This window comes from Butyrivibrio sp. XPD2002, assembly GCF_000423945.1.
In the GTDB taxonomy this organism is placed as follows: domain Bacteria; phylum Bacillota; class Clostridia; order Lachnospirales; family Lachnospiraceae; genus Butyrivibrio.
Window position 1 is genome coordinate 89,828 of sequence record NZ_AUIY01000011.1, and the last position, 23,532, is coordinate 113,359.

Consider the following 23,532-nt stretch of genomic DNA (forward strand, 5'->3'; position numbering starts at 1 on the left):
ACACCATTTCACAGTATCTTTTCCATCAGTATCATATCGCCAAGGGCTCCGTCAGAGCACTGAACGGCGGGCATATCTTCTGTCTTTACAAAGCCTGCATGCTCATAGCTTTTGCGGGCAGCTTCGTTTGATGAAAATACGCGGAGAATAAGCCTTTTTAAACCAAGCCCCTTAGCTGCATAATCGCACATAAGCTCTGCCGCTTCATTCCCATAGCCCTTACCTGTGGCGTCGTCCTCACCAATAAAAATACCATACTCGGCAGTTTTTTTCTCCAAATCAATATCACGAAGATATACACTTCCTACAGGTCTTGTACTTTTTGCGGCATCTTCATCTGCCTTTTCAAGAATAACAAGCTGGCAGACCTCTCCTGTTTCCACCTTGTTCTTCATCCATCCATTGTGTATCTCTTCCGTGAAGGTCTCTCTATATATGAAATTATTTCTGACTCTGGGGTTATTTCTCCATTTTACGATAAGTGGAGTATCCTCGTAGGTTATATCCCTCAGAATCACCTTTTTACCGATTATATCTGTCATAATATCTCTTTTCTTACTCTGCAGGTTTTACCTTCCAGATAACAAACTCTCCTGCCACATCATCCTCTCTGGTAACGGCTACGGATTTTTCTTTATCAAGATAGTAGTTCTTAAGCCACTCCATATCCATGTCCTTATCGGTAACTACAAATACGTTGTCACCAAGAGTTATATCCTCCATGCTTTCGTCATAACCAAGATTATGAAGCTTATCCTTCTCCGCAGGACTTTTGGATGCCCAGCCGCCCATCATCACACAGTTAGAAAGGCTGTTATCCACATTCGTCAGCATCTTCTGAGAATATGTGTATCCATTATCCTCATAGGATACGGATGTGTAAACATCAATAAGGTAAAGCTTGTCCGAGTTATTCTTAAAATATTTATCAAGCTCTTCGTAGGCCTTATTATATTCTCCCCTGCCGTCACACTCAGCTCTCAAAACAGAAAGCTGAGCAGGTATATAAACAACACAAGCAGCAACAACCAGCACAAGACAGAAGCCTGAAAAAGCATGTGCCGGAATATACGGATAATCCTCTTTTTCATTACTTTTAACAGCTGCTTTTTCTACAAGGTGAAGGAGCCTCTCCCCTGCAATAAGCGTTAGCAATGTCAGCTCTATAAAATACAGTGAATGGGTTATCCTTATGGGATCCCTTCCCCGTACCATTATGTACATCCATAATAAAGATCTGCCTGCAAAAAGCAGTATCAGCTTCCACACAGAATTCCAGATGCGTAAGCCAAGGTTCTTTTCATCAGCATAGCTTACAAGCATGATAACCAGGGCTGTAAGATACATAAGCCCCACAAAAATATTCCAGGGTGCATCTGTCATAGGATACTCATAGCTCTGCGGAGTTCCGACAGCTCTAAGCCTGTATAAATACAAAGGAAGCGCTCTCTTAATTCCTGCTACAAGGCCCTCTCCCTGCCATATGCTCTTTGAATAAGCAGCTATCTGCGCCATCTTTCCAGCATCAATAGCATCATCCAGTCCAAAATTGTAATTAACAAGAAGCTCATATTCACTCTTCTTTAAATCAATGGAATCATAGAACTCTTTGTTTTCTTCATAATCCGGTATCTGATAAAAATCGTAAATATCAGTTCTACTGTTAAAAAACGAAGTGAACTCCTTCCATTCAGGAGAGGAATAACCTACAAAATGAAGCCCCTCGGAAGCAAGAAGTCCTGCCAGGATAAACGCTGCTACCGTAAGCTCGCGCTTAATCCTTCTCTCATCTATAAGCCTGTAAAAAATTACAAGAGACACAAAGGGTAGCATCAAAAACGTCATCTCTGACCTTGTCATGAACGCCAGGATGATCAGAACAACTGCTGCCGCATCCCTTTTCTCAAAAATAAGAACTGCAGCTGCAGCGCACAGCATAGCCACCGTAAAGGTATACTGCACTATAAGCAGATGTCCCGGAACAAGAGCCGTGATCACAATAAACACGATAAGCGCAGAAGCAATTCTTACAAGAAGCTCCTTGCCTTTAAAGCTCTTTTTCTTAAGCCTCATAAGCACTGCTTCCGCAATCACCCCTGATGAGAAGCTGCTGACTATAAAAAGGCTTATATACTGACACAAAATAAGGTAAAGTCCATAGCAGTCAGTTTTCCCATAGACTCTGTATAGCAGACTTATCACGAAGCTTATAGGATAGAGCATCTGAATATTATGACCCTCAGGACTTCCGGTAAATACTCCGGAAAGTATATCCTTCATTAGAACATCATCGTTGAGATCATAGTAATAAGCGTACAAAAGTCCCATGATCACCGCATAAGCAGCAGTCATGAGACCTGTAATTATAGAATTGTATGATAGGGATTTTCTATTATTTTCCATGTCAGACAAATTATCTATCGTAGTGTTATTTGTTTAATTAGCCTTGTAATACTCCTTGACGCGCATAACTACTTCATCGAGATCCTCATCAGTAAGACTGTAGTACATAGGAAGTCTAAGAAGTCGTAAGCTCTCCTTGGTTGTGTACTTATCCTCACCGTTGAATCTGCTGTACTTAAGTCCTGCAGTTGAAGTGTGAAGCGGAACATAATGCGAAGCAGGGAGGATATCATTGGCCTTAAGATGCTTGATAAGACCCTCTCTCTCCTCAAAGTCCTTACACTTAATGTAGAACATGTGCGCATTGTGCTGACACTCTGAAGGAACATAGGGAAGCTCTATAAGACCTGCCTCCTCCATATCCTTAAAGGCATCATAATATCTGTTGTAATGTGCCATTCTGGCATCATTGATCTCGTCAGCAACCTGAAGCTGCGCATAAAGATATGCAGCGTTCATATCGCTGGGAAGGTAAGATGATCCGGGCTGAAGCCAGGTGTACTTATCAACCTTACCGAGCTGATAAAGGGTTCTATTTGTCCCCTTCTCTCTTACGATTATCGCATCATTCACATAGGTCTCATCTCTAAGAAGGAGGGCTCCGCCCTCACCCATGCTGTAGTTCTTGGTCTCATGGAAGCTGTAATTACCAAAGTCACCGATTGAGCCAAGTGCCTTACCCTTGTAGGTACTCATCACACCCTGGGCAGCATCCTCAATAACAAAAAGGTTATGGCGCTTTGCGATATCCATGATGGTATCCATCTCGCAGCCAACACCTGCATAGTGCATGGGAACGATAGCTCTTGTCTTCTCTGTAATGGCAGCCTCGATAAGGTTCTCATCGATATTCATCGTATCGGGACGGATATCCACAAATACAACCTTGGCTCCGCGGAGCACAAATGCATTGGCAGTTGATACGAATGTATATGAAGGCATGATTACCTCATCACCCTCTTTTATTCCTGCAAGGATTGCAGACATCTCTGTAGCGTGGGTGCAGGAGGTAGTAAGAAGACACTTGCTTACCCCTGTCTTTTTCTCGAACCATTCATTATCTTTCTTGGTGTATTCACCATCACCGCAGATCTTCTGGTTCTCCACACAATCCTTGATATAATCCATTTCCTTCCCGGTATAGGGAGGCACATTAAAGTTTATTCTCATAGTTTAGTCCTTCTGTTCCAAGAAAATTTTGCGAGTAATAAAATTGTATACCATAACTACGCCTGTAGCACCGAATTTAAAGAAAATATTCTTAGCAAAGCCTTCACTCATTATACCCTTAAGCCATGCCCAGTGCATATAAATAAGGTCGATTCCCACAAACAGGCATAGCTCGTTAACACCAAGGCCGATGATGCTGAGGATAAGGAATATCACAAATTCCTTCTTCCTGCTCATGTCATCGCGACGTACAAATACAAACTTAAAACTAAGAATATAGTTAACTACTACTGAAACAGTGAAACCGATAAGAGCAGATACGAGGTAGTACTTGGGAAAAGCGGCTGCAATACCGACATTTTCAAAAACAAGGTTTGCTCCAATGTAAATAAAGTAGTCTACAAAAAAGCAAAATACGCCCACCAGTCCAAACTTCATTATCTGCTGCATTAAATTATTCATAACTTCCTCTTCCTAAAACAAATCATTCGATCGCAAAAACTAAAAAGCGATCATTATCAAAGACACTATTATACTTCCAAGTCTCGAGGAAGTCCAATAAAAGGTCATATTTTTCCTCTGCAAGCACCTCTCCCTCAAAATCAGGATTGATGATCACAACAGGTAAATCTTCAGGATTGCAGCCCTCAAACCCTGACAGAGCATCCGCAAATTTCTCTGTTGTATTGGAATCAAGGTCGGGCCATGTTGTGAAAATAGCAGGCTCCATATCAAGAAGATATGAAAGTCCCGGTGCTTTTCCAAACTGAAGGAGCTTTTTATCCTCCAGATCATAATCAGTAATAGCTTCATGGAGCTCAGAGAGTGTCTCAGCATTGTACTCTGTAGTAAACATCCCTGCTGCCTTGGGAAGGTCCTTGGTTCCAACAAGGGAAGCCCTCTTTGTTCCGTCAGTTCCATCAACAAAGCTGTACTTTAAGTGGAAAAGTGAACCCTGAACAAATAACAGCACAAGAATAGCCATATAAACTGCCTTCCAGGAGAAGTTCAGTTCGCTTGGTCCTGCTGCCTGTCTCATTCTTCTGAACATCCACATAATAAACGGAGCAACTATGAAAAGATTGTTCAAAAGAGGATAGGTGTAATTATTACTTCCAAGAGGAGTAATTATCATTATAAGAAGAGATGCAAGACAAAGGCTTCTCTCCGATGCCTGTCCGTGAATCCTTCTGGTCACGCCTACTATAAAGAAGCATGCCCCGCAAATAAGAAACATCATTGCAGGCTCAAACATGGAGTCATAATAATGATAGCTCCTTGTGAATACTCCATCGGTGTAATAGTAGTAGAACAGCACCAGAATACCGGCGATATAGAGCATTCTCTTTATCCAGTAATACTTTCCCGGTTTTAACATCATCATTATAATTCCCATTATCATACAGGGAACCATAATAGCCATGTGTGCAAAGCTGGTATACCAGGCTCTCAATATCGCGCCAAGCATACCTATAGCAGTGTAATCGGATGCACCCTTGGACATCTCTGATAAGGATGTGATCATTCCCGGATATGCCGCCATGCCGTATTTAATACATATTGCTATAAAAGGAATAAGGAAGCCTATCGCATATCCAAGTATGCACAGACCGGTTTTTCTCAAAATCTCTTTAAAATCGCGCCTATGGATTGTCTCGTAGTACCACAGAATAAGAATCATGGAAGCTTCCATGATATTAGGAAATCTCACCATAACAGACAGTCCCAGGACCGCTCCTGCAAGAATGAACTTCCACCTTGTAAGCTCATAGTCTGTCATCGCATGCATCAAAAGAAGCGTACCTGTAGTAAAACAGAAATATGTAAGATAGTTATACAGAATAACTCTTGGACACCAGCACAGGTTAATAGCTATAAGCTCGCCGATAAAGGTCATCCAGCCGGGCATCCATCTCTGAAGAAGGTAATAAGCCACAAGTGCTGTAGCACTTATAATAAATGAACAGTAAATGTTCATTCCAAGCATGGTGTCACCACCGGGAAGTGCCATAAAAAGTCTTCCCAGTACATTGGGAATATATGTGGCGATCATCCACATGGGGTCAAGCACATCACCATACTGATAATTGCCAAGGCTATAGGTAGTATCAGTGATATCCACTCCCTGGGTCCCCCCGATCAGAGGATAAAAGAGCAGAATAATCGGAAAGAGCCATTTTTCCATGGGTTCCTGATATTTTTTAAGTCTGAATACTTTATCCCTGATGGTCCAAAGCGTTATCATAGTTTCTCCCCTCACCTCTGCTGAGTTACTTTCTGTCCGTTAACTCTGTATACGATGTCGCATTTCTCAATTGTCTGAAGCCTGTGAGCGATTATTATAAGCGTCTTCTTGCCATGGAGTCTGTTGATGGAATCCATGATAGCTGCCTCTGTCTCGTTATCAAGGGCACTGGTTGCCTCATCAAGCACAAGCACCTCGGGATCCTCAAATAAAGCTCTGGCAATACCGATACGCTGTCTCTGACCACCTGATAATCTGATACCTCTCTCACCGATAGATGTATCAAGACCCTCAGGAAGTGATCTGATAAATTCATCAAGCTGAGCCTCTTTAAGAGCTGCCCAGACCTTGTTGTCATCTATATCCTTATCCGGAACTCCGAAGGCCACGTTTTTCCTGATGGTAGAATCCAGCATGAAAATTGTCTGCGGAATGTATCCGATGTTCTTAAGCCACTCCGGATAATGCTCTCTTACTTCAACACCGTCAGCAAGGATCTCTCCGGTCTCTATCTTCAAAAGTCCAAGCATGATATCAACTATTGTTGTCTTACCTGCACCTGAAGTTCCAACGATACCTATAGCCTTACCAACAGGAATCTCCATGTCAGCATTCTTAAGGACGTAGGCCTCTGAATTGGGATAACGGTAGGTGATGTTTTTAAGCTCAATTGTCTTATGAACAGGGAGCTTTTCCACCTCTCCCATTTTCATATAATCCTCAGCCTTATAGGAGATGCTTGAATCATTGATCTCTGTCTGAAGATTGTCACTTACATTCATGAAAAACGGCTCAAAATAAGCTATTGATGTAAGGTAGTTGTTGATTCTGTTGGCACTTGGAATAAGTCTTGTGGCAGCCGCGCCCATAACACCGACTAAGGCTATCATATCCTTAAGCGCCTCACCCCTCATAAGCACAACCAGCATATAGCCAACCATTCCGGCTACGCTTATTGTCTCAATAAGAAGTCTGGGAGTAGAATTGTAAAGGTTATATTTTTGTACTGCATGCACATAACCGGCACCGCAATCCGCATAGCCGTTTATGAAATAGTTTTCCTTATTGGCAATCTTGATCTCCTTGATACCCATAACAGACTCTTCTATCCACTTGAAAAGTCCGCTGTAGTAATCCTGGTTATCCTGACCTGCCTTGACCATGATAGGCTTGATAATGAACTTAATTACAAGAAGCACGGTACCAAGCAAAACTGCTATAGATATTGTCATTTTGGCATCTATAAAAAGAAGCATTACAACAAGACACGCAAAAACAATAACCTCTGAAATAAGCTGAAGACAGCTTAAGATAAGTCCGTACATATTGTTTACATCTGAAGTGATATTTCTCTGAATAACAGAGGTGTCCGCATTGAGATAATACTCATAGGGTCTTTGCATGAAATTGATCATCATGCGTCTTGAAGTCGCAAACTGGTTGGTATAAACAAATCTAAGCTGTACAACATTTATGAAAAACAGAACGATATTCTTTATAACAAAAACCGCTATCAGCGCCACAAAAATTACTATTGCAAACTGCGTAATGCTGTTGCATCCAAGAATGTTATAAACCATGGAAAGTTTCTCACTCTCAGATACCTTATCCGGGTCTATTACCGTTGTCATTGCAGGAAGCAGAATAGCTATTCCCAGGGTTTCAAGAAGACCTCCCAGCAGCATCATTAAAACTATAAGCACCATCTGCTTCTTCTGACGGGCATCAAGCAGCACCATCATTTTCTGATAAATTTTTTTCATGTTTCTCCTAGTTATCTATTATCTGTTCATTAAGTCGGTGAATCTCCGGCGCTTCATATTTGTCCATAAAATCATCGCCAAGGAAGAGCTTCTCATCCACAAACTTTATTGAATCCACCACAGTGTATACGGATACTAGTCTATCAAATTTTAGCCCATCGATAAAGTTGAGCATTTCCATGGGAAATGTTCCGGCAAGAAGTATCACATCCGGGAACTTTGCCTTGTAATCAAGGTAGTCTCTGGGATGCTGTTTGATCATTACGATGGCCTCTTTGCCATTAAGACTTCCATACTCTGTAACAAGATCCCTGAAAAGGCGCTCTCTTGTCTCAAGGTCACAGAGAGGCTCTGAAAGAATAAGTACTCTTGGCTTATCCTTTCCCTTTTCAAGCTGATCCCTTAGTTCGTCCATATTTTCCACAAAGAGCTTCAGCATAAGGTCCTTATCGGACTGTGTGAGCTCCTCTACCAAAGGCTCGCGGGGTACCTCAATGTACTTGGGACACGGATAGTCAAGGATTGATATGTCATTGACCTCCATGTCTATGCAGTATCTTCCCCAGCCGTTCTGTATAAAAATAAGGCCTGTGGAAGCAAGCCACGCCTTGAACTTAAAGTGTCCGTTGTTGTCATAGCGGGCCTGATCTCCGTATTTAATACAGTTAAGTCCGTCCTCCAGAGCATGGTATCTGATCTTCTTATAATTCAGATAGTAGCCTATTGGGTCCGAATCGCAGAATACGTATATGTCCTTGTATTTTGTGAAGTCCACCGGAACATAAGGCTCCTGCAGCTGTGCAAATCTTCTGCAAAACTTTATTCTGTTCAGCATGTTCTTTGGAAGGCTTCCGGTGTTTGTACGAAGAGGCTTAAGCTCAGGAAAAAATGTATCAACCTTTTCATCATACTCAATAACTTCCTCAAAAAGGCCGCATTCTCTTGCTCTGTCCACCATACTTCCAAATTTGTTACTCATCCTGGACAGAACCAGTGTTGCTCTGCCGGCTGCTTCACTTCCCTTACCTGCTGCCTGTCCTTCAATATGAGTCTGATGTAATATATGAAATTCCTTAAGGCATGCCACATAAACATGATAGAAGGTGTGGCACACATAAATTCTCTCGTGCAAATTAACTCCTTAAATCTCTATACATCCACAAAAGTCTGTAATATACATAGAACAGCAAATGTGATTTCATCTGCATTCCGATAAGCTTCTTTTCTTCCGCGTGGATTCTCTCTTTATAGTAGGGATTCTCCTGAAAATCCGGAAAAGCCTCCTTCATTTCAATTCCCATTTTTTTCGTAAAGTTATAGCAGTCCTCGATCCTCATGCGTTTTGGCATGGCTGAAAACAGAGTATTTACATAGAAAAGAACTGTGTACATAAACTCTATCTCAGGCTTGTATTTCTCGAGGTATCCATTCTCCCTAGCTTCAGCAAGGATCTGTCTTCCCGCTACCATTCTGTCCTCAAGATTTTTCTTGGAGACAGTATGCACCGTGGAAGCATCATGCTGATAATAGAAATACAGGGGTTCCTGTATGTATTCAAAATGCTTTACTCTCAGCATCCAGGTGTTGCTGACAGCATTGTCCTCGTAAAAAATGTCCTCCGGAAAAACACTGATCTTACCATCAGAATCCGGAGTTCTGTCACCCAGCACAATATTCCTCTTATAAATCTTAACTACCAGGCTTCCTGTATCAAGAAGAAGCTTTCTGTACTTCTCCTCATCCATGGTTCCTGTCTGATCGGCGGTGTTGTTGTGAACCACCTGTCCGGGTTCAAATGTGTAAGTATCCACAAGACTGTAGTCACAGCCCACCATATCAGCTCCGGTTTCCTCTGCCTTTTTAAGGAGCCTCTCATAATAATCGGGAACCACCCAGTCATCTGCATCGATAAAGCCGAGCCACTCACCCTTTGCCCGTCCAAGACCGATATTCTTGGCGCCGCCCTGATGATGATTAACAGGACTGTGAATAGCCACGAATCTTCCCGGATAATTCTTCTCATAATCCTGCATCAGCGCAAATGAATCATCCGTTGAACAGTCATCAACGGCAATAATCTCGATGTCTCCGTCAGGAAGAGTCTGTCCTACCAGAGAATCGAGACAATGCTTTAATTTATCGTCGCCTGCCATATTGTAAACAGGCACAATTACACTAAGTCGCATATAATAATCTTTCCAAGTCGTTACTTTATAGTCTGCTGAGCTCGTCTCTTAAAATCTCAGCCACACGCTCCATGTCAAAGCGGCTATATCTCTGGTCTATCCAGAACGCCAGCATATTATCTGAAAAGCTGCCGGAATTGGCACAGGTGTCAGCAGCTTCCTTTGATATAGGCCATAAAACAGGAGCATAAACACCTCTCTTGGCAAGGCGTCTCTCGAATCCATCACGGGTGATGTTCTTTCCTTCATCAGTGATGGCACTTCTTTTCATAAAATCAATATCCAGCACTATAGGAAGCATGAACGGAGTATACTCGTACTCATCATCATTAGCAGGTATCTCCGGAAGAAGTCTGTATGCCTTATCGAAAAGCGGAGCCTCCTTAAGAAGTCTGTACAGATTTTTGTAATTGGCACGTCTTCTGTTTTTTATATTTTCAATATTAAGGTCACTTAAATATTCAGCACTTACATCTGACATATGATAGGGATCAAGTCCATCACTTAAGGAATCCTCTGCATCAGATAAAAGCTTCCTGAAATGTGCCTTTAATTCCTGATCTCCATTATCAAGGTATTCGGATTTTTCAATAAGCGCTTCCGTTCTAAGTCCTGTAAAATCTGTTTCTCCGGTCAAAGCTCCCATCACGAATTCCGTACTGCTTATGGCAACAGCACCGTCAGGCACTCCAAGCCACTTGCGAATGCTTCCAACATGATAGTCTGCAAGGATATCCTTTACGATATATTTTTCAGGCTCCAGAAGAATATGTGTCACATCCTCAATTATGATCGCGCCTCTGCAGGCATCCTTAATTGCTTTGGAAACATTTGCAATGCCCGCTGAGCCAAAAAAGTTCATTATCAAAACAACGGGTGTGATTTTTTCTCCTGCGATATTGTTTATCTTCTCTGTAAGATAACCTTCATCCACTGTTAATTCAGGGCTGAGCTTATAATACTCCACCTTAATTCCCCTGACTTCGAAGGGTATTACCATTGAATCACAGGCCAGAGCCGGCATCAGTACTCGGATCTCATCTTTATTTTTAGCAATGATATCATCGGCTACAAATCCTATGGCATCGCGTCCACATCTAAGAAATTCTGCGTATCTGTCATTATTCTGTGCAGTCTCAGACAGCAACGCCACAAGATCCTGCCTCCTGGATGCTTTCTCAAAGTTAAATTCACTTCCGATCTCGTACATAATTCCTCTAACCTCATTTTTCAAAACTTCTGACATACATATACCGCATGATTTTATAACTTTTTATAGGCAGATGCAACGCCGGAGCCGTGCAGAAGTGTTTTAGTATTTTCCGTGATAATAGGTTCTTCTTACAGTCCCCTTCTTATACGACCATACATAGCCTATTCCGCTGGTACCGGTTCGTCCTCCGGACTTCCTTATTCCCTGAACATATACATAGTATGTTCCGTTCTTTTTATAGGAGCTGCCCTTAAATTTCTTAACCACAGCGCCGCTCTTATTTTTTCCGGCTCTGGCTACCTGAACATATCCCTTATCACGACTCTTTGACACATAGATTCTGTATCCGCCGTTTGCGTATTTTACCTTGTCCCAATTAAGCTTTAGCTTTCCACCCTCTATTTTCAGGTCAAAATCGTTGCCATAATTATATGACTTAATCATGGGCTGCGCAAAAAGATATATGCGGTCAGACCAGGCTCCTTCGTAGGTTTTACCGTTTATTATGGCAACAGTCTTAACCTTGAAGGAATAACACTTATCATTATCGATAGTTCTGTCATAGGAATTGGTAAAAGCTTCGCCTGATTTGATCTTTTTACCTGACTTATTCATGAATACATACTTATAATAGCCAGCTGTCTGAGCCTCCCAGGTGATATACACTTTCTTTTTGGATGTATACCACTTTGCCTGAGTTACTCCTGTAACCTTGTCAGGTATTGTTTTTATCATTGCTCCGCCGGCCCTGGCTTCCGCTTCACCATCCTCTCCTGTGTAACGGTATCTTAAGGTCAGATAATAATTCATACCGGGCTTTAAATCTGTGAAGGTGTGATTGATCTTATCAGCGCCTTCTACAACCCTGTGCTCCATAGCTGCTGTATCAGCCTCGTCCTTGGTCTCCCCAAGTCCCAGGTAATATTCTTTAGCACCGGTCACCTTGGACCAGTTAACGGTAGCACTGTTTGTGGAAAGCTTTGTCTGCATGATCACAGATGAAGCTGCGGATGCCTTTTCTCCGGGAATAAGACATGCCATCGTCAAAACTGCCAATATCGCCGTACATGTTACTTTTTTTAAAAGATCAAATTTTCTCATCAGCTATTCCTCTTGCCTTTTTTAATGTCTTCTATGGCGCTTCTTTTTGCCTCTTCCTGAGTAGTTTTTGCTGCTCTTATTCTCGGGTTTATCTTCCGGCTTATTATCCTGTTCTTCTTCCTGCCTTTCATCCCGTAAATCTTCATTCTTTTCAGAAGTAGGTTCATCCGTCTCAATCTTATTCTTGTCGCTATTTCTGGCATTATTTTTCTTTACACGCCTCTTTATAGCTGCGTAGACGATAGCCAACACTAAAAGAACAACCGCAACAAGGCTTACGAGATACAGGATTCGTGTTAACAGCGGAGTGGTCTGTACTATAGCAAAAATCGCTTCCTCACTTTCAAGCTCGATCTCAAGATACTTTCCTATGGCTTTTGATGAAACAGCATCCCACTTGCCATCCCTGTAAATCTTAACCTCAGCGTTATTATAGGGATTATAAAGTCTGATACGTCTGTCTGTTGTCTGGGAGTATGAGCCTTCATCAACCTGTATCCTGTAGACGACTGCACCCTTCTCGAAGGCGGGATTGTCCGTCTCATAAACAGGATCTGCTACGAGTTCTGCGATAATATAAGCATCATCACCATAGCTTCCGCCGAGGATTGCCACATACTTTCCTGTATTTCCAAAGACAGATTCACTTACTATGGACTTATTGGTTGGAACATATTCTCCTGTGAGAATATAACTTCCTTCCATAACTATCTTTGAAACATCAGGCCACTTAATGAAATACCCATCCCTTGTTTTTCCCTCAGGGAAATCAAGATTAGAAAGACTATCTCCATAGGCAAGCTCCTGCTCGCCAAGCTTTTTATCTTCAACCTCAAATATTACCTTAAGATGTCTGAAGTCATTGGGGATTCTCTTCTGGGCGATCAGCGTCTTATAGCTTATGGCCTCAGCTTTCTTTGTATAACTGATGTCATCAATTCCACCAATCTTACTCTCAACAAAATAGTTATTCCTTACATTATCGAGTTTGGTTCGCTTGGTTTCTGAATCAGTATTAACTATACCTGCAATTGAACCATATCTCTCAGACGGCTCATTATCCCAGGTTATCATAGCGTTACAGCCTGTAATTGTCGTTCCATATCCGGCTATTCCGCCAACATATTTATTGCCATTGAGGAGGCAGAGCGAATCACAGTCCCTTATTATGGACATCGACTGGCCTGCTATTCCACCTGTATAATTTCCTTCCGTGCTCTTGGCAAAGCCATAGCCCTCACAAGAGGTCACGATACCCTGAGCCATATATCCTACTATAAGTCCGGCACCATCCTTCTTGGATTCTACCGTTGACTCATTTTTGCACTCACAAATTATATTTTTTAGGGTATATTTGCTACCTCTTCCCACATTGAGATTACCGGCTGCATTTTCCTCAGGATCCTCATCATCTATAGCCATTGATCCGGCTATTCCGCCAATATTTATATCTCCCTTGACCGTTCCCTTATTTAAGGATCCATCCACACGTCCGGTTTTGGCGTTCTCTATCTCCTCGTCAGATACATCTGTGAAAACTGCGGAATCTTCATTGTAGATGATATCCAGCTTGTCAGAGAGAATATGATATATTTCGTTTACCTGATCGTTTACAGCTTCAAGGTTTGAGTTCAAGGTGTGTGAAGTAGCTTTTCCGTCCTGGTTGATATTTTCTATAGATCCTGATATTCCCTTAAGGTTGTCATGAAGAGAATCAAGACTTGCATCCCACTGGCTGCTAAGACCTGTCAGTCTCAGCTTTTCCTGAGAATTAAGATAATCAATAATGCTTCTTGTTCCCTTTGCAGCCTCCTTGAGTTCTCCTTCCGCATCCTGAAGAGCTGCTATTGCATTCTGAGTTTCTCCAAGTGTCTCATCCTCTGCAGACTGCGCATAGGGCTTATAGGTCTCGAGAATATTGGAGACATCACCGAACATCTCATATACATTGCCGCCTGATTCTGCTGTCATCTGCTGGAGATCCGCAAGGTAAGAATTGAGCTGATTCCTTTCTTCTTCGGTGAGAACTCTAAGTTTTCTGTTTCCGTTTTCATCGAAGACATAATCGCCATTCTCATCCTTTTCATAGAGAAGATCATTTATCTCATTCGATATGCTCTGTATCCTCTGTGCCTTTTCATTGGCATCTGCGAGCTTATCATATATCTGATTTTCGCTGTTCTCTATCTTGTCTCTGTCATCACCGGATATATCATCGTCAACATCAATTGCTTCAATAGCCCTGGCCAGGGAATTATTGAAGTAATACATCTTATCCGATGCGCTTTCCATGTGGTCTATGACACCGGGGACATTCTCAAGCACGTATTCAAAGCGCTCCAGTGCTGCATTTGCCACAGTTACATTTGCATTGATTGATGTTGTCAGTTCACCTGCAAGCGATCTTCCGTCATCAACAACACCATTGGCATAGGTTGTAAGATCCGTCACATCTGAAGATATGGTATCCACTCCACCATCCATGTCATCCAGCGTCTTTTCCACAAGGTCATGGAGCCTGTCGGCTGCTTCTGGAAGTGTCTGCAGGTCCTCAGGCTCAAGGTAAGGCTCCATCTGGCCGACAATTCCGCCAATGTCCTTACGTCCATTGATTTTGCCTGTATTTGTACTATAGGACACAATACCCATCTGTCTTCCGACGATTCCACCGATGTTATATCCTGCATGCGCGTAGCCGATATTTCCTTTATTTGAGCAGTGTACAATGCTGCCCTTTGAATATCCTGCGATTCCGCCCGTATCTGTTCCTGAACGGATAATTCGCTCTTCTCCCTCATTGGAGGCAATGGATTGGATAAGGCTTTCGCCCTTTTCATCATCCTTTATAACCCATTCTTCGTTATCATTTATGTTTGCGTTATTGGTTGAACCGGATACAACACCATAATTTTTTCCTACTATTCCTCCTGTGAAATAATATCCGGAAACGTGTGCATCGTTCACGCAATAATTTATAAGTCCCGTATTTTCATTGATGGCCGCTATCGCACCGACAGTGTTATTACCTTCAATAAGTCCGGAGTAGGTACAGTTCTTGATAATACCCAGATTCATACCGCAGATTCCGCCTGTATATTTCAGTTCATCGGACATGCGGATATCACCTGTAACCTTCAGATCCTGAACCATTCCGTTCACTCCGACATATCGGAATAATCCGGTAATATAGCTGTCGTTTATGTTGGAATAACCCCTAATCTCATGGTTATTGCCCTTGAAGATTCCATCAAAATATGGAATCATTCCGTATTTCGAATTTGAGATATCAATATCTTCCTGAAGGGTAACTATCTTATTTGTGGACCAGGAATCGCTCTTACAGTTCTTGGAAAATTCGACAAAGTCAGCAAGGGAATTAATATCGATATTTTCATAGACTATCTCTATCACTTCCTCGGCTTCTGCATCTCCGGAAGAAACCTCTTTATTCTGGTCGGCGTCTGATTCTCCTGAGTCTGCGAGTCTCTCACTGCTCTCCTTCTGACTACGTTCTGTGAGCCCTGTTATCGTGTCGCTTCTTACTCTGTTTTCCAGACCACGCAGCAAATCAGATTCGAGATCATTTACAGCAATAACATCAAGATTAAAGCTGCTTAAGATCAATGATACGGCTGCTGCAGATACGGCTATGTTTTTAAGAACGAGTTTTAGCGTCTTCATTTTCATGATTACACCTCCCCTTTCTTATTAGAGTTAAGGAGTTTATCCAAATCCTCAGCCTTTAACCGCGTCGAATCCAATCTCTCGGCATTACCACTCTGAATAAACGCTCTTACATCACCTCTTACAACAGCATGAACCTCACCAATGATGGTTCCGTTTATCTGACCCTCGATAGTTCCGTCAATTCTCATAAGACCTCTGTCACGCTCCATAACAAGCGGAACAGAAACCTCGAAGGAGGTCTTGTCGATTATCTTAGCACCAATCAGAAGAATCTGAGGAAGTACAAACATAACGAGAATAATTGAAATTATTGTTCCTCTACCGATGCACTGACCGATACCGCAGATAGCACCATCTGATGTGAGCATACCGATTGAAATACCTGCAAGGGCAAGCATGGAACCTGATGTGATGATGGTAGGGAATGCAAAGTTCATGGTCTCAATGATTGCATCCTCATGGGACATCTTATCCTTAAGCTCCATGAATCTTCCGGATATAACTATGGCGTAGTCAATATTCGCACCCATCTGGATAGAGCTTACGATCAGGTATGTCATGAAGAAGATATTGTCCTGCTGAATTGTAGGGAATGCAAAGTTTATCCAGATCGCGCCCTCAATTACCAATATCAGAAGCACCGGCATTCCGGCTGATTTGAATGTAAACAGAAGTACAACAAGCACCGCCAGAATCGAGATTACCGTAACAACAGTGTTATCTCTTGAGAATGTCTTTTGAAGGTCATATTGGCTGGTTGATTCGCCAATAATAAAAATCTCTCCGTCATAATACCTGTTGGCTATTGTGTGCATCTTGTCCAGGAACTTGAAGGTCTCTTCACCCTCCTCAGGAAGATTTAAGTACACAAGTATTCTGCTGTAGTCCTCACCCTGAAGCTGTTTCTTGGCAATATTCATCTGCTCATAGGCATCATCAAGCTTTTCCTTCATGCTGTCCTCAAGAGTTACATATCCCTCTTCGACTTCGTCATGTAAAAACATGACCATGTCAATAAGAGCCACTCTATAGGTTGAGAGACCATTTACAAGCTTTGCATAGTTTTTGTCGTTTACCGCATAAGCCATATAAAGAAGCTCAGCCTTCTCATAGTCCAGCTCCAGCAGCTCTGAGAACTCTCTGACCGTAAGCCTGTCTGCAAGGCAATAACCATCCATGGCCTCAATATTGGCAAGACCCTGTACTGATTTAACCTCAGGACATTCAAGGTAGCTCTGTATAAGCCTTTTCTCCTTCTCGTAGTTTCCGGCAGGAATATTTACCGCAACAAAATTGTTGTCTCCAAAGGTCTCACTTATAAGCTCAGATGCAATCTGTGTTTCATTTTTTATAGGTGTTTCGATATCGCTATAGCCGTATACAAAGGGGCACTTGTTCTGAATCATAAAAGCGATGATGATGGTCGCCACAAATACAGGGGGAACGATGAACCTTGTACTATAGTCCAGTTTTCCTACAAAAGGAATCTTGGGAACGAAGCTCTTGTGCTTTGTCTTGTCCATCCAGGGTCCGAAAATTATCAGAAGTCCGGGCATAAGAAGGAATACCGAAATAAGACTGAGAAGGATCGCCTTGATAAGGCAGATAGCCATATCCCTACCTATTCCGAACTGCATGAACATCATGGCCACAAGACCACCGATTGTTGTAAGTGAACTTGATGAAATCTCAGGGATAGCTTTGCTGAGCGCAATAATATCAGCTTCCCTGATAGGAAGACTTTCATGCTCTTCTTTATATCTGTTACAGAAAATAACAGCGTAGTCTATAGAAAGTGCAAGTTGTAATACAATTGTTACGGAATCAGACACGAAAGAAATTGTGCCAAGGATAAAGTTAGTACCGGCTGACATAACGGCCGCTGCACCAAATGTGATGAGAAGTACCGGTATCTCCGCATAGGTCTGTGAAGTAATGAGCAGCACCGCAAGAACTATCACCACAACCAGAGCACTTACAACCTGCATCTCCTTTGCAATGGCATCAGCCTGTTGGTTACCCATGGATGTGCTGACAAAAATATCGTAATCAGCGAGCATCTCTTCGATCTCTGCAAGACCTTCGAGAGCTCTCTCATCAGTATCCTCATACTTGAAGGTAATATCAAAAAGTGCAGAAAAATTGTTATAATGATCTGCTGTTTCATCAAAGGAAACCATTGTAATATCATCACGCTCAGCGATCTTATCAGACAGCACTTCCGCATCTTTATATACAATGTTTGACACCATGATCTTAGCAGAGCCATAGGTCGTATATTGTTCTTCCATGAGATCGAGACCGCGACTGGTCTCAAAAGAGTCGGGAAGATATGCCGGAAGTGAATTCTCGACCTTTACCATCCCCGATGCTATCGCACAGAAAATCATGACTATTCCAAAGATAAGGAAGAACAGGTTTCTTCTATCAACGACAAAGGTAGCAACCTTTATCATGAAATTGCTCTCTTCTTCCTGAACCATAGGTTTAGATGCCTTACTACGTTCAGCCATATTCAGTTACCCCCTCAAAACCTTTTCATACAGCTATAATGATTATATTTTAGCATAATTTGTATTGAAAAACCGCTAAAAATCATTATTTTTCGTTATTTAAGCACGCATTTCACCCTAAAATAAAGCGAATTTTGGTAGCAGCCTTTTCTGCATTGGCGGCAGCCTCATCCGCATCCTTACCTGTAGCAATGACATGTCCCCATCTGTCACCGCTATTTCTAAGACTTACTGCCCTATCTCCTGCAGATTTATATATGGATATTTCCGATACTCCCGGCAGCTTCTCTGCTTCATCTACGCCCTCGATAGCTTTGATAACACTACCCGGCGTAAGCTCGCCCTCTGCCTCTGCGGAATACAAAAATCTTATAGCCGAGCCCTCACTCTTTGTGTTCTGCCACTTTACATCGTCGCCCAGTGTAGATGAGATACAACAGTCTATAAGATCAACACCTGTAGAAAGCGGAACAAGTCTGGAGGTAATATAATCTCCTCCAAGACGGGCTGCTATCTCAACAAGCTTTGCTCCCGTGGATGTAACTTTGATCTCTGTATGTGAAGGTCCGTTCTGGATACCCACGGCTTTTATTGCAGCCATGGCTACTTTCCTGATATCCTCCTGAACCCCGACAGAAAGCCTGGAAGGCTCAGTATGCCCTGTCTCAACAAAGAAAGGAACTTCGGTGACCATTTTATCTGTTATGGTAATGATATGAGTATCCCCGTTAACAGTGAATGACTCCACGCTTACCTCAGGACCTTCCATAAACTCTTCAAGAAGGACCTCTCCGCTTCTTGAGTATTCCTTTGTGTAAGAATATATTCCAATAAGCTCCTCGCTTATCTCTTCTTCATTTCCATCAAAGCGGATTTGAAGCTCATCCATATCAACAAGAACAACGCCTCTGCTTGCTGCATTATCCGCAGGCTTACACACAAAGCGTCTTCCCAGCGCCTTCCTTGCCTCTTCAAATCCCTTCTTGTCAAAAATCACGTGAAACTCCGGAATAGGTACTCCGCAGTCCTTCATTCTTCTTCTCATGGCAGCCTTGTCAGTTGCACAAATGGAATTCTCATAGGAGATATCATTTTTCTTTCCAAGCTGCTCGTTGACCCAGGCAACAGTCCTGACCGGCATATCGCTGGTAGAAGTGATTATATAATCCGGCTGGTATTTCTTAGCAGCCTCAAGAACCGCTTCCTTATCGATTGTACTGATGCACAAAAATTCATCAGCGTCTTTTATTCCGACTGCCTCAGGATCGTAGTCAAGGGTGTATACATAAAGCCCCTTCTCCTTAGCCTTTTTTATTGCAGGTACCTGAAGTGCACTTGCACCAAGTATAAAAATCTTTTCCATAAATCCTTACATCTCCGTCAAAACTTCCGCTATTCTGTCTGCTCCCTGACCGTCAATCAGCCTCTTAAGCCTGTTAGATATCTCCAGTCTCTCAGTGGTATCCATGGATTGAACCTCTTCCACATAAGTCAGTATCGCCGTAAGTGCTTCATTTACATCATCTCTGAAATCCCCCGCATAGGGCACATATCCCTGATTGGCAAAATACAAAGCGTCCGGCTCCTGGTTTTCTGCAAACACAAAGCTTATGGACAGCACTCCTACAGAGCACAGTTCATAAAGTGTTGTGCCTGCCGGGGTTATGGCAACATCGCAGCTGCTCATGATGTCCGCAACATTAGACACGTTCTGGTGAAGCACCACATAACCGTCCTCTATATACTGCTGGATCTTCTCAGTTACCCTGTAGAATCTTCCTGCCAGCAGATGGATCTTCTTATTTCTGTCTTCCTTAAAGTGCAGCTCAGGATCCCTGATTATAGCAGAGGCTATTATTTCCGATAGGCCCATGCTGTCAGCACCACCTGTTGTAAGGAAAATATTGTTAAGCTCATCTGTCTTATAGCCATAGGTTCTGTGGACGCCCTCAAAGGCCTCCTTATTCTCATTGGCTACAAGATCAATATTTTTTATAAGCTCACCATCTGTACCGAATCTCTCAGCGGAGCTTATGAATCCGGATCCTTCAGTGGTCCTGCTCTTTTGGACAAACTGCTCCCTTATGGGAATATACTTTGTACCAAGAAGGAATTTGGGAGAAAGCTCTCCGTAGAATTCCTCATATCCAAGTCCCGGCGCTCCCGGACTGTAGTTTAATATCGCACTTGCAGGAAATACTTCCTTTTGCATGTCATCCACATACATGGTCCTGATTCCATTGGATTCCAGTATCCGTATATATTCAGGTGTCGCATAGTAGCTGTCAACAAGGATTCTGTCTATCTCCTCTTCATGCAGAAAATCAAGGAGAACAATAATTTCCTCCTCCATTTTTCGCCAGTTACTTTCAAGAACATGAAAGGGATATTCGTCCTGTATATATGGGACTATATTATTGTCCGCAGACACAAAAACGACAGAGCATCCCATTTGCTGCAGGCTTCCGGCTATCGTCCTGCAGCGCATAATATGCCCCGTCGCTACTATTTCATTTGCATCCACACGAATTGCTATTTTATTCAATGCTACTCCAATCCAGCGGTGTTCCACGAGTTAGCTTCTGTTTTGCTTTTCTTCCAAGCACCTCATCGTAGTGCTTTGGCTTCATTCCCTGAATGTTGTAAGAGCGGATACTGCGAACATTTTTATCTGTGAAAACTTCGCCTTCCTCCATATCCTCTACCACAAAAAGAGATCTGCGGTTGGTGTATTCACCTGCCTCAGCCTCTGTCGGTCCATAGAAAATCTGACCGAGAGCAAGCTCTGCATCATGAACACCCTTGACCATATCTGCAAATTCAGCAGGCTCCATAGAAAATGCTGAATCAGCTGAAGGAAGATCTCTGCTCAAACAGAAATGCTTTTCAATAACAACAGCACCAAGTGCAGCAGCTGCAATGGCAGCGGTTCCACCCATCGAATGATCGGAAAGACCAACCGGCACCTTGAACTTTTCTCGCATATCAGGAATAGTTCTAAGGTTCAGATCCGCTGAAACTGTAGGATAAACGCTACAGCATTTCAGAATGATAATGTCATTATTACCCTCGGATCTTATGGCATCAATGGCCTCCTGAATCTCTTCCTCTGAGCCCATTCCGGTAGACATGATGATGGGTTTACCGGTTCTCGCAATATATTTGATAAGCGGAATATCCACAAGCTCAAAGGATGCTATCTTGTAGAATTCCTCCCCGATGTTTTCAAGATAATCAACAGATGTTGTGTCAAAAGGAGTAGAAAGAAAATCTATTCCGCACTCCTCACATTTTTTCTTTATAGGCTCCATCCACTCCCAAGGAGTATAGGCTTCCTTATAAAGGTCGTGGAGATTATATCCGTCCCATAGGCCACCGTGAATCTTAAAGGCCTCGGCATCACAATCAATAGTGATGGTATCCGCAGTATAGGTCTGTGTCTTAAGACAGTCAGCTCCTGACTTGGCAGCGGCCTCAACTATCTTAAGGGCATTTTCAAGAGAGCCACCGTGATTGGCACTCATCTCAGCGATCATATATGCTCTGTTGTTTTTAAGACATTCTTTTAATTTCATAAAACCTCATTTACTTCAGTATTCCCTGCTCAGTAAGGAATCTGTACTTTAGTTCAGCCAGCAGCCAGTCGCTCTCATTATCTATATCCTGCGACTCCACCGGATCAATGATATACGGTATGGACCTTTCCATAGTGGTATCCTTCTGAATTCTGAAGGCATCATTTCTGAAAATATAGAACTGTCCACATTCGTGGTACTGTTTCTGAAGATCCTGGCTTCTTGTAGTTGCATACTCAGGATGAAGCATCTTCACAAGTCCCTTATCATCAATGAACAGTCCTCTCTGTGGCGGATAGGAAAACTCCTGCATTGGAACAATGGACTCAGCACCTGATTTCACAAGCTCATCCATGGCCTCCTTAAGCTTCCTTGCAGTAACAAAGGGAGCTGTGGGATAAATGCAGCATCCATATTCGAAGGATTGTCCCTTCTCTTCGTATCTGTCCAGAACCTCCAGGAGAACGTCTGCTGTGGTAGCAGTGTCCGTGGAAGTCTCTGCTGATCTGAAGAAAGGAACACTGGCTCCTGCTGCCCTGGATATCTCGGCTATCTCTTCATCATCTGTAGATACCATGACTTCATCAAAGATGCCTGATTGCAGGGCTGCTTCTATCGAATAATTTATTATCGGTTTGCCGTTAAATATTTTTATATTTTTACGCGGGATTCGTTTGCTGCCACCGCGTGCTGTTATTATTGCTATCGCGCTCATAAAGCCCTCATCTGCCAGCTTCCCGGAAGGAAAGAAATAGGCTTCTTATTTTTGTCCCTAACGGGCGAACCCCCGCAAATTGCAGGGATTCCGTTTTATCGTTATTCATTGTTTACCTCTTTTCAAAGCATAATTCTAACAAATTATACTACACTTAAAAAACTCTTAAAAGCTTTACTTTAGCCTGTTTTTGAAAAAAAGCAGCCCCATAGCAGAGAATTTGCTCATACTCCGTTATGGCAAGCCCCTCAAAAATACCCTTGCTGTCCTTCCGTATGCTAAAAAAATTCTCCATCATACTCATCATAAGAGTCTTCCCAAATCTGCGTGGTCTGGTAATCCGAACAATCCTAATCCACACTGTTCAATATATATGCTACCACAAATCGTTTTAAACTTCAGTGGAATTGTTAAACTGCATGAATTATGACACAGTGTTAAGAATTCTCTACTATGTCATCAGCATTACATTCAAGTACGCTTGCCAGACGCTTAACTATCCTGTACTGCGCGCGGGAGATGTCGCGTTTTCCTTGTTCATAGGCGCATATTGACTCTACAGAAATTCCTGCCCTTTTGGCGAGCTCTTCCTGGGATAAATCTGCCAGTTTCCTGTGCTTTGCCAGTAATGTTTCTGCGTTATCAGTATGTTTTTCTTCAAAAAATTCTGCGAGTGTTATTCCAAAAGCCATGCACATTTTTTCTATGGCTTCCATTGGAGGTGCAAGCTCTTTATTATACCAGGTTGCCATGGAGGATTGAGGGATTTTAGCGTTTTTCGCAAGACGGTATACAGACCACCCTCTCTCATTTCTAAGTTCTGTTATTCTGCCTAAGATATCAAACATAACATGCCTTCTCTTTCGTTTTATTTACAGCGAAGGAGCGGGCATAGCCCGCTCCTTCTAAAAGTGATTGAAGAAAAGTAATCTTACATGAGGTAACCTCATGTGAAGGTTTT

The 23,532-nt window shown here is 42.5% G+C and carries 18 protein-coding genes; all 18 read right to left on the minus strand.

All coding sequences use genetic code 11. From position 1 onward, the window contains the following. Positions 1-8: 8 nt before the first annotated feature. Positions 9-542, minus strand: a complete 534-nt coding sequence (locus tag G587_RS21690) for a GNAT family N-acetyltransferase (RefSeq protein ID WP_051200832.1) — start codon at positions 540-542, stop codon at positions 9-11. A gap of 13 nt (positions 543-555) precedes the next feature. After that, entirely contained in the window at positions 556-2,403 is a 1,848-nt protein-coding gene (locus tag G587_RS0106630; RefSeq protein WP_155829445.1) for a hypothetical protein, read from the minus strand. Positions 2,404-2,436: 33 nt separating this feature from the next. Beyond that, positions 2,437-3,573 carry a dTDP-4-amino-4,6-dideoxygalactose transaminase gene (gene rffA, locus G587_RS0106635; RefSeq protein ID WP_026491592.1) on the minus strand — a complete coding sequence of 379 codons (1,137 nt, stop codon included), beginning with the start codon at positions 3,571-3,573 and terminating at the stop codon, positions 2,437-2,439. A 3-nt stretch (positions 3,574-3,576) separates the two neighbouring features. Then, a complete protein-coding gene (locus G587_RS0106640) occupies positions 3,577-4,035 on the minus strand; it encodes a GtrA family protein (RefSeq protein WP_026491593.1) in 459 nt (152 codons plus the stop codon). A gap of 22 nt (positions 4,036-4,057) precedes the next feature. Next, positions 4,058-5,818 carry a hypothetical protein gene (locus tag G587_RS0106645; protein WP_026491594.1) on the minus strand — a complete coding sequence of 587 codons (1,761 nt, stop codon included), beginning with the start codon at positions 5,816-5,818 and terminating at the stop codon, positions 4,058-4,060. An 11-nt stretch (positions 5,819-5,829) separates the two neighbouring features. Continuing rightward, the gene (locus G587_RS0106650) at positions 5,830-7,581 is read right to left on the minus strand and encodes an ABC transporter ATP-binding protein (RefSeq protein ID WP_026491595.1); all 1,752 of its coding nucleotides are present in this window, start codon (positions 7,579-7,581) and stop codon (positions 5,830-5,832) included. A 7-nt stretch (positions 7,582-7,588) separates the two neighbouring features. Further along, a complete protein-coding gene (locus G587_RS0106655) occupies positions 7,589-8,713 on the minus strand; it encodes a glycosyltransferase family 52 (RefSeq protein WP_026491596.1) in 1,125 nt (374 codons plus the stop codon). 1 nt (position 8,714) lies between these two features. Continuing rightward, entirely contained in the window at positions 8,715-9,767 is a 1,053-nt protein-coding gene (locus tag G587_RS0106660) for a glycosyltransferase family 2 protein (RefSeq protein ID WP_026491597.1), read from the minus strand. Between the two features lie 25 nt (positions 9,768-9,792). Then, positions 9,793-11,013: a hypothetical protein gene (locus tag G587_RS0106665; RefSeq protein ID WP_155829446.1), complete on the minus strand. Its 1,221-nt coding sequence runs from the start codon at positions 11,011-11,013 to the stop codon at positions 9,793-9,795. 66 nt (positions 11,014-11,079) lie between these two features. After that, the gene (locus G587_RS0106670) at positions 11,080-12,081 is read right to left on the minus strand and encodes a hypothetical protein (protein WP_026491599.1); all 1,002 of its coding nucleotides are present in this window, start codon (positions 12,079-12,081) and stop codon (positions 11,080-11,082) included. A gap of 21 nt (positions 12,082-12,102) precedes the next feature. Then, complete coding sequence (locus G587_RS0106675; RefSeq protein WP_026491600.1) at positions 12,103-15,768, minus strand: hypothetical protein; 3,666 nt, start codon at positions 15,766-15,768, stop codon at positions 12,103-12,105. Positions 15,769-15,770: 2 nt separating this feature from the next. Beyond that, a complete protein-coding gene (locus tag G587_RS0106680; RefSeq protein WP_242830044.1) occupies positions 15,771-18,281 on the minus strand; it encodes an MMPL family transporter in 2,511 nt (836 codons plus the stop codon). A 112-nt stretch (positions 18,282-18,393) separates the two neighbouring features. Then, positions 18,394-19,644 (minus strand): ATP-grasp domain-containing protein, encoded by a 1,251-nt coding sequence (locus G587_RS0106685; RefSeq protein WP_026491602.1) that lies wholly within the window; start codon positions 19,642-19,644, stop codon positions 18,394-18,396. A 6-nt stretch (positions 19,645-19,650) separates the two neighbouring features. Further along, positions 19,651-20,826, minus strand: coding sequence for a PseG/SpsG family protein (locus G587_RS0106690; RefSeq protein WP_026491603.1), 1,176 nt, complete (start codon positions 20,824-20,826; stop codon positions 19,651-19,653). Further along, positions 20,819-21,856 carry a pseudaminic acid synthase gene (gene pseI, locus G587_RS0106695; RefSeq protein WP_026491604.1) on the minus strand — a complete coding sequence of 346 codons (1,038 nt, stop codon included), beginning with the start codon at positions 21,854-21,856 and terminating at the stop codon, positions 20,819-20,821. Before pseI ends, G587_RS0106690 begins: the two co-directional genes overlap by 8 nt. Before the next feature lie 10 nt (positions 21,857-21,866). Continuing rightward, positions 21,867-22,571, minus strand: a complete 705-nt coding sequence (gene pseF, locus G587_RS0106700; protein ID WP_026491605.1) for a pseudaminic acid cytidylyltransferase — start codon at positions 22,569-22,571, stop codon at positions 21,867-21,869. A 154-nt stretch (positions 22,572-22,725) separates the two neighbouring features. After that, positions 22,726-22,932 carry an AAA family ATPase gene (locus G587_RS26835; protein ID WP_442855754.1) on the minus strand — a complete coding sequence of 69 codons (207 nt, stop codon included), beginning with the start codon at positions 22,930-22,932 and terminating at the stop codon, positions 22,726-22,728. Between the two features lie 76 nt (positions 22,933-23,008). Further along, the gene (locus G587_RS24245; protein WP_051200834.1) at positions 23,009-23,419 is read right to left on the minus strand and encodes a helix-turn-helix transcriptional regulator; all 411 of its coding nucleotides are present in this window, start codon (positions 23,417-23,419) and stop codon (positions 23,009-23,011) included. Between the last annotated feature and the right edge of the window lie 113 nt (positions 23,420-23,532).